The organism is Streptomyces sp. NPDC059788 (assembly GCF_042732265.1).
Lineage (GTDB): Bacteria > Actinomycetota > Actinomycetes > Streptomycetales > Streptomycetaceae > Streptomyces.
Map to the genome: position 1 here is coordinate 107,796 of NZ_JBHWHY010000016.1, position 12,951 is coordinate 120,746.

At 72.8% G+C, this 12,951-nt stretch carries 8 protein-coding genes; 5 read left to right on the forward strand and 3 right to left on the reverse strand.

What is annotated here, in order from left to right; translation table 11 throughout:
- Positions 1-87 precede the first annotated feature (87 nt).
- A complete protein-coding gene (gene polA, locus ACFV57_RS16095) occupies positions 88-2,748 on the forward strand; it encodes a DNA polymerase I (RefSeq protein WP_385231603.1) in 2,661 nt (886 codons plus the stop codon).
- 218 nt (positions 2,749-2,966) lie between these two features.
- Here polA and ACFV57_RS16100 read toward each other — a convergent pair whose 3' ends face one another.
- Positions 2,967-3,833: a DUF4184 family protein gene (locus tag ACFV57_RS16100; RefSeq protein WP_385231436.1), complete on the reverse strand. Its 867-nt coding sequence runs from the start codon at positions 3,831-3,833 to the stop codon at positions 2,967-2,969.
- Positions 3,834-3,988: 155 nt separating this feature from the next.
- Here ACFV57_RS16100 and ACFV57_RS16105 point away from each other — a divergent pair, with 155 nt between their 5' ends.
- The 3 genes from ACFV57_RS16105 (at position 3,989) to ACFV57_RS16115 (ending at position 7,254) form a co-directional block, all read left to right on the forward strand.
- Positions 3,989-5,848, forward strand: a complete 1,860-nt coding sequence (locus ACFV57_RS16105; RefSeq protein ID WP_385231439.1) for a lytic transglycosylase — start codon at positions 3,989-3,991, stop codon at positions 5,846-5,848.
- Positions 5,849-6,107: 259 nt separating this feature from the next.
- Entirely contained in the window at positions 6,108-6,242 is a 135-nt protein-coding gene (locus ACFV57_RS16110) for an SPW_0924 family protein (protein WP_385231442.1), read from the forward strand.
- A gap of 19 nt (positions 6,243-6,261) precedes the next feature.
- Positions 6,262-7,254, forward strand: a complete 993-nt coding sequence (locus ACFV57_RS16115) for a DUF3068 domain-containing protein (RefSeq protein WP_385231445.1) — start codon at positions 6,262-6,264, stop codon at positions 7,252-7,254.
- Here the strand turns inward: ACFV57_RS16115 and ACFV57_RS16120 are convergent.
- Together ACFV57_RS16120 and ACFV57_RS16125 are read right to left on the reverse strand one after the other, a co-directional pair.
- Positions 7,241-10,048 (reverse strand): ATP-dependent RNA helicase, encoded by a 2,808-nt coding sequence (locus ACFV57_RS16120; protein ID WP_385231448.1) that lies wholly within the window; start codon positions 10,046-10,048, stop codon positions 7,241-7,243. The two genes, ACFV57_RS16115 and ACFV57_RS16120, sit on opposite strands and share 14 nt — an antisense overlap.
- A 133-nt stretch (positions 10,049-10,181) precedes the next feature.
- On the reverse strand, positions 10,182-11,030 hold the full coding sequence (locus ACFV57_RS16125; RefSeq protein WP_385231451.1) for a class I SAM-dependent methyltransferase: 849 nt from the start codon (positions 11,028-11,030) through the stop codon (positions 10,182-10,184).
- Positions 11,031-11,403: 373 nt separating this feature from the next.
- Between ACFV57_RS16125 and rpsA the strand changes: the two genes are divergently transcribed.
- The gene (gene rpsA / locus ACFV57_RS16130) at positions 11,404-12,921 is read left to right on the forward strand and encodes a 30S ribosomal protein S1 (RefSeq protein ID WP_030672464.1); all 1,518 of its coding nucleotides are present in this window, start codon (positions 11,404-11,406) and stop codon (positions 12,919-12,921) included.
- The last annotated feature ends 30 nt before the right edge of the window (positions 12,922-12,951 follow it).

Sequence of the window (12,951 nt, forward strand, 5' to 3'; positions counted from 1 at the left end):
ATCGGGGATGTGGCAGCAAAGGCAGCGAAGAAGAGCGAAGCGACCGGCACCGAAGCGGTGGAGGGCGGCCGTCCCCGGCTGCTCCTGATGGACGGGCATTCCATGGCGTACCGGGCGTTCTTCGCCCTGCCCGTGGAGAATTTCACCACCGCCACCGGGCAACCGACCAATGCGATCTACGGCTTCGCGTCGATGCTCGCGAACACCCTGCGTGATGAGGCGCCCACGCACTTCGCGGTGGCCTTCGACGTCTCGCGCAAGACCTGGCGCTCCGAGGAGTTCCCCGACTACAAGGCGAACCGCTCCAAGACCCCCGACGAGTTCCGCGGCCAGGTCGAGCTGATCGGCGAGATGCTGGACGCGATGCACGTCAAGCGCTTCGCCGTGGAGGGCTTCGAGGCCGACGACGTCATCGCCACGCTCGCCACCCAGGCCACCGCCCAGGGCTTCGAGGTCTCCATCGTCACCGGCGACCGCGACTCCTTCCAGCTGATCACCGACGACGTGACGGTGCTGTATCCGACCAAGGGCGTCTCCGAGCTCACCCGCTTCACCCCGGAGAAGGTCCAGGAGAAGTACGGCCTGACCCCCGCCCAGTACCCGGACTTCGCCGCGCTGCGCGGCGACCCGTCCGACAACCTGCCCGGCATCCCCGGCGTCGGCGAGAAGACCGCCGCGAAGTGGATCAACCAGTTCGGTTCGTTCGCGGAGCTGGTCGAGCGCGCCGAGGAGGTCAAGGGCAAGGCCGGGCAGAATTTCCGCGACCACCTGGACGCGGTCAAGCTCAACCGCGTCCTGACCGAGATGGTGCGCGACGTGGAGCTGCCCTGCGGCCCCGCCGAGCTGGAGCGGGGCGCCTACGACCGCCAGGCGCTGACCGTCTTCCTGGAGGCGCTGGAGATCCGCAACCAGGGCCTGCGGGAGCGCCTGCTGGCCGCCGACCCCGGCGCGGAGGAGGCCGGGGATGCCGCGCCCGCGCCCGCCGAGGTCGAGATCGACGGCACCGTCGCGGGCGCAGGCGAGCTGGCCCCCTGGCTCGCCGAGCACGGCACGAAGCTGCTCGGCGTCTGCACGGTCGACACCTGGACGGTGGGCAGCGGCAGCGTCGCCGAGGTCGCCCTCGCCACCGCCGAGGGCCCCGCCGTCTGGTTCGACCCCACCGAGCTGGACGAGGCCGACGAGCGCGCCTTCGCCGCCTGGAGCGCCGACCCGGCCAGCCACAAGGTCATGCACAACGTCAAGGGCCTGATGCGGGTCTTCGGCGAGCACGGCTGGCGCATCGACGGCGTCACGATGGACACCGCCCTCGCCGCCTACCTGGTCAAGCCCGGCCGCCGCTCCTTCGCGCTGGACGCCCTGTCCGTCGAGTACCTGGGCCGTGACCTGGCCCCGGCCGCCGAGGGCGACGGGCAGCTGGCCTTCGGCGCCGACGACCGGGCCCAGGCCGACGCCCTGATGAACCAGGCGCGTACGGTCCTGGACCTCGGCGCCGCCATGACCACCAAGCTGGACGAGGTCGGCGCGGCCGGCCTGCTGCGCGACCTGGAGCTGCCCACCAGCGTGCTGCTGGCCCGGATGGAGCGGGCCGGCATCGCCGCCGACCGCGGCTGGCTGGAGCGCATCGAGCAGCAGTTCGCCGCCGCCGTCCAGCAGGCCGTGCAGGAGGCGCACGCCGCGGCCGGACACGAGTTCAACCTCGGCTCGCCCAAGCAGCTCCAGGAAGTCCTCTTCGGCGAGCTGGGCCTGCCCAAGACCAAGAAGACCAAGACCGGTTACACCACCGACGCCGACGCCCTGGCCTGGCTGGCGGCGCAGACGGAGAACGAACTCCCGGTGATCATGCTGCGCCACCGGGAGCAGTCCAAGCTGCGCACCACGGTCGAAGGCCTGATCAAGACGATCGCCGCGGACGGCCGTATCCACACCACCTTCAACCAGACGGTGGCCGCCACCGGCCGTCTCTCCTCCACCGAGCCGAACCTGCAGAACATCCCCGTCCGCACGGACGAGGGCCGCGCGATCCGCCGCGGCTTCGTCGTCGGCGAGGGGTACGAGTCCCTGCTGACCGCGGACTACAGCCAGATCGAGCTGCGCGTGATGGCGCACCTCTCCGAGGACGCGGGCCTGATCGAGGCGTTCACCTCCGGCGAGGACCTGCACACCACCGTCGCCTCCCAGGTCTTCTCGGTCGCCAAGTCCGACGTCGACCCGGAGATGCGCCGCAAGATCAAGGCGATGTCCTACGGCCTGGCGTACGGGCTGTCCGCGTTCGGCCTCTCCCAGCAGCTCGGCATCCAGCCCGACGAGGCCCGCCGCCTGATGGACAACTTCTTCGAGCGGTTCGGCGGCGTCCGCGACTACCTCCAGGACGTCGTCGACAAGGCCCGCGCCACCGGCTACACGGAGACCATCATGGGCCGCCGCCGCTACCTCCCCGATCTGAACAGCGACAACCGCCAGCGCCGCGAGATGGCCGAGCGCATGGCGCTGAACGCGCCGATCCAGGGCACCGCCGCCGACATCGTCAAGGTGGCCATGCTGCGGGTCGACGAGGCGCTGCGGGCGGCCGGCCTCACCTCCCGCATGCTGCTCCAGGTGCACGACGAAATCGTGGTGGAGGTGGCGCCCGGCGAGCGCAAGCAGGTCGAGGAGCTGGTGCGGCGCGAGATGGCGGACGCCGTCGAACTGCGCGCCCCGCTGGATGTCTCGGTCGGCTCGGGCAACGACTGGGAGTCGGCGGCGCACTGATCCGGGGGCGTACGGCCCGGGGTGCCTGTCGCCCTGGGCCGTACGGTCCGGGGTGCCCGCTGCCCCGGGGGCTTCCGCCTCGGGTGACCACCGGGCTGGGGCGTGCGGCTGCGCACTGTGCTGCCGCGTACGGATGCGTACGCGGCGCCGGGCGATGCGTACGCGGTGCCGCGCGCCCTCGCGGTCCGGCGCCCGACGGGCTACGGCCGGGTGCCGGGCTATGACCGCGTGCTCGGCTGCTCGTACGCGGCCGTGGGGCGGGTCCGGAGCGCGCGGTCGCGGCGGTGCAGCAGCCGTACCGCCACCGCGTACAGCGGCAGCCCCAGGGCGAGGCCGGCGCCTGCCCCGAAGAGCACCGTCGGTACGTAGTCGAACCAGGTCACCGTCAGGTCCCCGAACGCGCCGCGGGCCCGCAGCGTACGGTGCACGGCGCCGCCGAGCAGGCACAGCACGAGCAGCGCCACGCCGAGCAGCCGCCGCCCGCCGCTCAGCACCGGCAGCCCGGCCGGAGCGGGCGCGTCCGGCGCCCGGCGCAGCGCCGTCCACAGGAACCAGCCCATCGCCGCCAGGGCCAGCGCCGACGTGCCGTACTGCACGTACATGCAGAGCGGGAAGCCCCCGACGACTTCGTTGAGCACGGGGATCAGCCGGGTGCCCCAGCGGCCCGGATGCGTGAACGCGTCCCAGACCGTGTGGGTCAGGGCGCCCAGTACCGCAGAGACGTAGAACCAGACGCTGAGCGCCGCCAGTGGCCGCCCGCCCGCCGGCCAGGGGCGGCCGCGCACCAGCGCGTGGACCTTGCCGCGACGGGCCGCGGGCAGCAGGGCGACCAGCGGTTCGCGCAGCAGCAGCCAGCCGCCGACCAGGAGGGCGGTGATCAGCGCGTCCACGGTGAGCACGCCCGGCAGGCCGTGGGTGAAGTCGCCGAAGAGCATGGCGCCGGGCAGCACGGTGTCCGCGTAATAGGTCAGGTCCGGCGCGAACGACCCGGCGACGAGAGCCGAGGCGACCAGCGGGCCGCGTGCCGTGCCGGTCCGGCGCAAGGCCGGAAGGACGGCAGCCGCATGGCTGAGTGTGAACGGCATGACTCTCTCCCTGATCGTTTAGGATCAGTATGTCTGGCGTTGGAGGCAGTAGATGCCCGCCGGAAGTTGTCGTAGTGTCACGTGAGTTGGGTGCGCCGGGGAGCGCGACACGGCGCCGTGCGCGCGGTGGATCAACGCGGAGGGGACGGGCACAGATGGCAGCCACATTCGGGCGGCGGCTCCGTAAGGGAGCGGCATCGACGGCGGTGGCGGCGCTCGCGCTGGCCGCCCTCACCGCGTCCCAGGCCCCGGGAGCGGCCGAGAGCAGGTCCGGGAACAGCACCGAGGACCCCGCCCAGGCGGGCGACACCCCCATCGACGGCGGTTCGCCCTACTACACCGACCTGCCGCCCCTCAACAGTCCGGTCAAGCCCGGCGGTTCGCCCGGCACCGGCGGGCCCGCCGCCACCGGGCCGGCCGAGGCGGGCATCCCCGCCACCGTCCTGGACGCGTACAAGAAGGCCGAGGCCCGGGTCGCCCAGTCCGACCCCGGCTGCCGGCTGCCCTGGCAACTGCTCGCCGCCATCGGCAAGGTGGAATCCGGCCACGCCCGCGGCGGAGCCGTCGACGCCGAGGGCACCACCCTTCAGCGGATCACCGGCCCGCAGCTCAACGGCAACGGCTTCGCGCGGATCACCGACACCGACGGCGGTGCCTTCGACGGCGACACCACGCACGACCGCGCGGTGGGCCCGATGCAGTTCATCCCCTCGACCTGGTCCAAGGGCGGCCCCGACGGCAAGGGCTGGGGCGCCGACGGCAACGGCGACGGACAGAAGGACCCCAACAACATCTACGACGCCGCCCTCGGCGCCGGCCGCTACCTCTGCGCCAACCACCGCGACCTGTCCGTCCAGCACGACCTGGACAAGGCGATACTCGGCTACAACCCGTCGCAGGAGTACCTGAACACGGTCCTGTCCTGGCTCGCCTTCTACCGCAAGGGCACCCACGAGGTCCCCGACGGCAAGGGCCTCCTGCCCGTGCACCGCGGTGGTACCGGCAGCGGCAACGGTGTCTCCACGGGCACCGGGCCCACCCCGGGCCGTACGGCCGGCCCCGGCACCCACCGGCCCGGCACCGGCCAGGGCGGCGGGGCCACCAAGCCGGGCGGCCCCGGCGGCAAGCCGACGACGCCGTCGAAGCCGACCACCCCGCCCACCGGCCCCGGTACCCCCAAGCCCACCGACCCGCCGACCACGCCGCCCACCACACCGCCCACGAAGCCTCCGACGAAGCCCGCGCCCGTCACCGCCCTGGAGCGGATCGGCGCCGAGGACATCACCGCCACCGCGGGCGAGGACTTCGCCGAACCCGTGCGCGTACGGGCGAAGAACGCCGAGGGCAAGCCGGCCGCGGGCGTACCCGTCGAGTTCCGCATCGTCGGCGAGACCGGCGCCCGCTTCCCGGACAAGGCCGACCACGTCACGGTCCGGACCGGCGCCGACGGCATCGCCACCGCGCCGAAGCTCGGCGCCGGCGACCGGGCGGGCAGCTTCACCGTCCGGGCGACCGCGGTGGGCCGCCAGATCCCCGCGGCCGACGTCACCGCCACCGTCAAGGCCAAGCCGGCGCCCGCGCCCAAGGCCGACGCACTGGCCCGCACCACCGACGCCGAGCTGACGGCGAAGGCCGGCGCGGCCTTCGCCGAGGGCGCGATCGAGGTCAAGGCCACGTACCAGGGGAAGATCGCGGCGGGCGTCGCGGTGACCGCGACGATGATCACCGACGACCCGAAGCAGCCCGTGGAGAACGACAAGGGGCCGTACTTCGCCGGTACCGCCGCGGGCAAGGGCACGGACGCGGACAAGGCCGAGGACAAGGACAAGGGCAAGGCCGACGAAAAGGCCGACGACAAGGCCAAGCCGCTCCGCAGCCTGACGCTGAAGACCGGCGCCGACGGCCTGCTGAAGCTGCCGGAGATCCGCGCCGACAAGCAGACGGGCACCTTCCTGCTGCGCCTGACCACCGCCGACGGCGCGGTCCTGACCGTGAAGCTGACCGTCACCCCGTAACCGGCGCGCGCCGGCACAACCACGCCACCGCCATCGCCACTGCCACCGCCGTCCCGCTCCCGCCGAGCCGGACGGCGGTGGTCGTCGTGGACGCGGTGGCGGCGGCGGGCGCGGTCGAGCCTGCGGGCACGGCCGCGAGGCGCGGCCGTGATGCGGCCGTGGTGGGCCGTGGTGAAACGTGTTCTCATCTGCGCCGCCCGTTGCTACGGTGCCCCAGCCCCGACGCCCTGACGCCCCGACAGCTCAAGGGAGGCCGACCATGCGCGCACTGACCGCCGCCGCGATCGGACTGGCCGCGGCCCTCGCCCTCGTCCTCGCCGTCACCGCGGCCGGCGCGCCCAGCGGCGAGACCTCCCCCGAACCGCTGCGCACCACGGTCCCCGCACACCCCTGAGAGGGAGGGCGCCGCCGCCATGCGACGCAAAGCCAGCCTGGTCCTGCTCGCCTTCGCCGTCTTCTTCGCCGCGCTGTCCCCGCTGCTGCGCTGGTACGCCTTCCCGCGGCTCGCCAAGATCCCGCCGAACCAGTACCAGGACATGGTCCTGGAGGCCAGGCCCGCCACCCTCCTCGACTACGGCACGATGAAGGCCCGCCAGGTCCCCGAGGTCTCGATCGTGCAGACGCTCAAGGGCAACGTCGAGGAGTCCGAACGCATCGAGAAGACCGCCGGCCGCGACGTGGTGGTCTGGGACGCGCTCTCCCACATCGCCGGACCCGACGGCAAGATGGTCTCCCAGATCCCCGAGCGCTACATCTTCGACGCCCACACCCAGGAACCCGTGCACGCCACCGGCGAGATGGTCGACGGCGACCCCGTACGGCGCACCGGCATCGAGTTCAAGTGGCCCTTCCTCACCGAGCGCCGCGACTACGACTACTTCGACGCCCAGTCCCGCACCTCCGCCCCCATCCACTACAAGGGCACCCGCACCTTCCACGGCCTGGACGTCTACTACTTCGAGCAGACCATCCCCTGGACCAAGGTCCCGCTCCCGAAGAAGATGCCGGTCCAGGGCATCACCCCGCAGTCCGTGGAGAAGGCCGGCACCACCCGCTGGTACAGCACCAAGCGGATGTTCTGGGTCGAACCGGTCACCGGCGCGCCCGTCAACGGCGAGGAGACCCACCGGGAGGAACTGCGCGGCGGCAGCCTCGTCCCCGGCGGCGGCAAGGTCACCGCCTTCGCCGGCCACGTCAAGATGCGGCCGGACTACGTGGCCGCCACCGTCGACCTCGTGACCTCCCAGCGCCGGCTCGTCCTGCTCCTCACCAGCCACCTCCCGTGGGGCTTCCTCGTCCTCGGCGCCGTGCTGCTCACCCTGAGCCTGCTCCTGGAGGCCCGCGGCCGCCGCCCCGCGCGAAACCCCGCGGAGCCGGACCGTCCGGAACGGGTCAGCTCCGCCTGAGACGCGCCGTGGTGTGCCGGGTCGGCTGCGCGCCGGACGGGTCCTCGGGCCACGGGTGTTTCGGGTACCGCCCGCGCAACTCCGCCCGTACGGACCGGTAACCGTCCTTCCAGAAGGACGCCAGATCGGCCGTCACCGCAGCCGGACGCCCGGCGGGAGACAGCAGGTGTACGAGGACGGGCACCCGGCCGCCCGCCACCCGGGGCGACTCCTGCCAGCCGAACAACTCCTGGAGCTTGACGGCCAGCACGGGCTGCTCACCCCCGTAGTCGACGCGGACCCGCGACCCGCTCGGCACCTCGATGCGCTCCGGCGCCAGCTCGTCGAACCGGACCGCCGCCCCGCTCGCCCACGGCAGCAGCCGGGACAGCGCCTGCCCCGCGTCGATCCGCTCCAGGTCGGCGCGCCGCCGCGCCCGGTCCAGCTCCACCCCCAGCCAGGTGTCCAACTGCGAGAGCAGCGCCGCGTCCGACACGTCGGGCCAGTCGTCGCCCAGCACCCGGTGCACAAAGGCCATCCGCTGCCGCAGCGCCCGCGCACCGTCGGTCCACCGCAGCAGCCCGAGCCCGTCCCCGCGCAGCCCGTCCGCCAGCGCCTCCCGTACGAGGGCCGGTTCGGGGGAACGCAGCGGGCGGGCGACGAGTTCGACGGCGCCGAGCCGTTCGACGGAACGGGCCACCACGTCCCCGTCGGCCCAGTGGACCTCCTCGCCCGCCGAGTACAGCGCCCCCGCCGCGGCGCGCGCGGTGGCCTCGTCGATCACGGCCGCCAGCCGCACCCGCGCGGACGCCGCCGCCACGGGCCGGTCCGCCACCGCCACCGCCAGCCACGGCGCGCTGCGCAGCCGCGAACCGTCCCCCAGCTCGGCGCCGGTCCCGGACGCCATCAGGAACGCACCCGCGCCACGGGCCCGCGCCACCCGCTCGGGGAACGCCAGGGCGGCCACCAGACCGGCAGCCGCGTCGTCGGAGGTCCCGGGGGAGTCGGGGCCGGCTTCCCGCCGGGATTTCCGTTCGGCTTCCCGTTCGGCTTTCGGCCCGGATTCAGGCCCGTATTTGTGTTCGGCCGGGGCTCCCGCCTCCGTACGGCCAGGGCTCCCGCCCGCCGCCCCGCCGGGCCGCTCCCCGGCGCCCGCCCCCGACACCGCCGAATCCAGCCGGCGGGCCTCCTGGCGCCAGCGCGCGCCGTACGCGTCCTGCCCGCGCCGGGCCGTACGCCACGCGGCGGCCAGATCGTCCCCGTACTCCCGCGGCGGCTCCTCGCTCAGGAGCGCCACCACCTCGGCGGCACGGCGCTCACCGACCTGCCGCGCGCCGTCCAGCAGGGCGCGCGCCAGCCGCGGATGCAGGCCGAGCCGCGACATCCGTACGCCGCGGTCCGTGACCCGCCCGCCCGCGTCCACCGCGCCGACCGCCGTCAGGACCTCGCGCGCCGCGGCCAGCGCGCCCGCGGGCGGTGCGTCGAGCAACGCCAGGCCCGCCGCGTCCGGATCGCCCCAGCACGCGGCCTGCAACGCGAACGCGGTCAGGTCCGCGACCTTGATCTCCGGCGCCGGGAAGCGCGGCAGCCGTACGTCCTCCCCCTCGGACCAGCAGCGGTAGACCGTCCCCGGCGCCTCGCGCCCGGCCCGCCCCGCGCGCTGCCGGGCGGACGCCTGGGAAGCCCGTACGGTCGTCAGCGCACTCAGCCCACGCGCATGATCGGTACGAGGCTCCCGCGCCAGCCCGCAGTCCACGACCACCCGCACACCCGGCACCGTCAGGCTCGACTCGGCCACCGACGTCGCCAGCACCACCCGCCGCCCGCCCGCGCTCCCCGCCAGCACCGCGTCCTGAACGGCGGCCGGCGCCCGCCCATGGACCTGCAGAACCTCGGTACCGCCGTCCGCGAGATCGCCCAACTGCCCCGCCACCCGCGCGATCTCCCCGACGCCGGGCAGGAAACAGAGCACGTCCCCCGCCCGCTCGCGCAGCGCCCGCCGCACCGTCGCCGCCACGTGCCCGAGGAGCGCCGGATCGACCCGCATGCCGTGCGCGGGCCGCACCGGCCGCTCCGGCGGCGCCCAGACGACCTCCACCGGATGCGACACCCCGGCGGCCTCCACCACGGGAGCGGCGCCGGGGCCGGGGCCTACGTTCGCGCTTCCGGCCCCGTTCCCGTACGTGCTTCCGGCTCCGCTGCCATCCCCACTCCTATCCGCTGCGTCCGCCGTGCTGTCGGTCCCGTCTGTGCTGCCGGCTCCGTCCGTGCCGCCCAGCAGCCGGGCCCAGCCTTCCGCGTCCGTCGTCGCCGAGGCCGCGATCAACCGCAGCTCCGGGCGCAGCGTCGCCCGTACGTCGAGGAGGAAGGCGGCGGCGGTGTCGGCGTCCAGATGCCGTTCGTGGCACTCGTCCAGCATGACGGCGTCGACACCCGCCAGTTCGGGGTCGCGCTGCAACCGCTGCAGCAGCACACCGGTCGTGACGACCTCGACGACCGTACGGGGGCCGGCCCGGCGCTCGCCGCGCACGGTGAACCCGACCCGGTCGCCCACCTGCTCGCCCAGCAGCCAGGCCATCCGCCGGGCGGCGGCACGGGCCGCAATCCGCCGCGGCTCGGCGACGAGCACACGACGAAGGCCACCCGCAGCGCCCTCCGAGGCGGTGAGACCGGCCAGCGCCAGCGGCACCAAGGTCGTCTTGCCGGTGCCCGGGGGCGCGCAGAGCACCGCCGCGCCGTGCCCGGCCAGCGCTTGCTCCAGCGCGGGCAGGGCGGTCCGTACGGGCAACTGGGCGAGGGCGTCGTGGCGGATCACGCCACCAGTTTCCCGGACCGCTCAGTAGGGGGTCGTACAGGGCTGTACGCAGCAGTAGCCGCCCCTACGGAGCCGTACGCGTTCCTACAGGGCTGTACGCAGCGGTGCCGGACCGTTCCTTCAGGCCGCTGCTTCAGTCGGCGACGCAGACGAAGACCGCCGTACCGGGAATGAGGTTGCCGCGCAGCGGCGACCAGCCACCCCACTCCTGGGAGTTCCACTCCGGCCACTCCGGCTCGACCAGGTCCACCAGGCGGAAGCCCGCCGCGGCCACGTCGCGCACCCGGTCGCCGAGCGTCCGGTGGTGCTCCACGTACACCGCCCGGCCCGCCTCGTCCTGCTCCACGTAGGGCGTGCGGTCGAAGTACGAAGCGCCGACGCTCAGGCCCTCCGGGCCCGGCTCGTCGGGGAAGGCCCAGCGGATGGGGTGGGTCACCGAGAACACCCAGCGCCCGCCCGGCCGCAGCACCCGCCGTACCTCGCGCAGCACCCGCACCGGGTCGGCGACGAAGGGGATCGCGCCGTACGCGGAACAGGCCAGGTCGAAGGAGGCGTCGCGAAAGGGCAGCGCGCCGGCGTCCGCCTCGACCAGCCCGACCTGCGCCGACACGCCCGGGGCCGGGCCGGGGCCGGTGGGCTCCGCCCCCGTACCGATCCGCAGGGCGTGCTGGAGCTGCCGGTGCGAGAGGTCGAGCGCCACCGGGCGGGCGCCCTGCGCCGCCAGCCAGCGCGAACACTGGGCCGCACCCGCCCCGATCTCCAGGACCCGCTTGTCCTTCAGCTCCGCCGCCGGCCCCAGCAGACCGGCCTCGGCCTCGTCCAGCCCTTCGGGGCCCCAGACGAAACGGTCGTCGCCCAGGAAGGCGCCGTGCTCGTTCTGGTACTCGTCCGCGTTGCGGTCCCACCAGCTTCGGCTGGCCCGGCTGCTCTCCGTGTCCGAGGCGGCACGTCGCGTCGCCTCCGGCTCGTACTCTTGGATCATCGCGCCCGTCGTCATACTCTTCGCTGAGCTTGTGGCTGCCGGTCACCACGAGGCCCCGTTGGCCTCGCGGAACACGGCGTGTGCCGGTTATGGGGCGTTCCGCCCCGGGTGTGCGCCTTCGCGCATTGACCGTGTCCGGCTGCCCCCGTATGCTACAAGTTGCGCTGCGGGCCTGCGCACCTCAGACGGAGCAGGTCGCGCTCGCATCTGTATGTATGTCCCCTCGGTTTTCGGGACGCTGCCGGTGCTTCGGTTGGTTCGAAGTTCCGTGTTCACGCGTCTCTGACGCTGTCCGGTCTTATGCAGAAGCGATAAAGGCTCCCGGCGTAGCAGTACCTACGACTTCAATGTCCGTACCGGAGCCCTTTCCCACATGACGAGCAGCACCGAGACCACCGCCACCACCCCGCAGGTTGCGGTCAACGACATCGGTAACGAGGAAGCCTTCCTCGCCGCGATCGACGAGACGATCAAGTACTTCAACGACGGCGACATCGTCGACGGCGTCATCGTGAAGGTCGACCGGGACGAGGTCCTGCTCGACATCGGTTACAAGACCGAAGGCGTCATCCCCAGCCGCGAGCTCTCCATCAAGCACGACGTCGACCCCAACGAGGTCGTCGCCGTCGGTGACGAGATCGAGGCCCTGGTTCTCCAGAAGGAGGACAAGGAAGGCCGCCTGATCCTCTCGAAGAAGCGCGCCCAGTACGAGCGTGCCTGGGGCACCATCGAGAAGATCAAGGAAGAGGACGGGATCGTCACCGGTACCGTCATCGAGGTCGTCAAGGGTGGTCTCATCCTCGACATCGGCCTCCGTGGCTTCCTGCCGGCCTCCCTGGTCGAGATGCGCCGCGTGCGCGACCTGCAGCCCTACGTGGGCAAGGAGCTCGAAGCCAAGATCATCGAGCTGGACAAGAACCGCAACAACGTGGTCCTGTCCCGCCGTGCCTGGCTGGAGCAGACCCAGAGCGAGGTCCGTCAGACCTTCCTCACCACCCTCCAGAAGGGCCAGGTGCGCTCCGGCGTCGTCTCCTCGATCGTCAACTTCGGTGCCTTCGTGGACCTGGGTGGCGTCGACGGCCTGGTGCACGTCTCCGAGCTGTCCTGGAAGCACATCGACCACCCCTCCGAGGTCGTCGAGGTCGGCCAGGAGGTCACGGTCGAGGTCCTGGACGTCGACATGGACCGCGAGCGCGTGTCCCTGTCGCTCAAGGCGACCCAGGAAGACCCGTGGCAGCAGTTCGCCCGGACCCACCAGATCGGTCAGGTCGTCCCGGGTAAGGTCACCAAGCTCGTTCCGTTCGGTGCGTTCGTGCGCGTCGACGAGGGCATCGAGGGCCTGGTCCACATCTCCGAGCTGGCCGAGCGCCACGTGGAGATCCCGGAGCAGGTCGTCCAGGTCAACGACGAGATCTTCGTCAAGGTCATCGACATCGACCTGGAGCGTCGCCGGATCTCGCTGTCGCTGAAGCAGGCCAACGAGTCCTTCGGCGCCGACCCGACGGCGGTCGAGTTCGACCCGACCCTGTACGGCATGGCCGCGTCCTACGACGACCAGGGCAACTACATCTACCCCGAGGGCTTCGACCCCGAGACCAACGACTGGCTCGAGGGCTACGAGACCCAGCGCGAGGCCTGGGAGACCCAGTACGCCGAGGCGCAGCAGCGCTTCGAGCAGCACCAGGCCCAGGTCATCAAGTCCCGCGAGGCGGACGAGCAGGCGGCGGCCGAGGGTGCGGCGGCTCCGGCCGCGGGCGGCTCCGGCAACGCCGGCGGCGGCAACGTCTCCGGTGGCTCGTACTCCTCCGAGTCGAGCGACAACTCCGGCGCCCTGGCGTCGGACGAGGCCCTGGCCGCGCTGCGCGAGAAGCTGGCCGGCGGCCAGAGCTGAACGCGTCAGCCGGTAGGCGCTAGCCGGTAG

Excerpts from the sequence above, each read along its gene's own strand:
- polA (WP_385231603.1), top strand. The coding sequence starts at position 88 with ATGGACGGGCATTCCATGGCGTACCGGGCGTTCTTCGCCCTGCCCGTG.
- ACFV57_RS16100 (WP_385231436.1), bottom strand. The coding sequence starts at position 3,833 with ATGCCGTTCACACTCAGCCATGCGGCTGCCGTCCTTCCGGCCTTGCGC.
- ACFV57_RS16105 (WP_385231439.1), top strand. The coding sequence starts at position 3,989 with ATGGCAGCCACATTCGGGCGGCGGCTCCGTAAGGGAGCGGCATCGACG.
- ACFV57_RS16110 (WP_385231442.1), top strand. The coding sequence starts at position 6,108 with ATGCGCGCACTGACCGCCGCCGCGATCGGACTGGCCGCGGCCCTCGCC.
- ACFV57_RS16115 (WP_385231445.1), top strand. The coding sequence starts at position 6,262 with ATGCGACGCAAAGCCAGCCTGGTCCTGCTCGCCTTCGCCGTCTTCTTC.
- ACFV57_RS16125 (WP_385231451.1), bottom strand. The coding sequence starts at position 11,030 with ATGATCCAAGAGTACGAGCCGGAGGCGACGCGACGTGCCGCCTCGGAC.
- rpsA (WP_030672464.1), top strand. The coding sequence starts at position 11,404 with ATGACGAGCAGCACCGAGACCACCGCCACCACCCCGCAGGTTGCGGTC.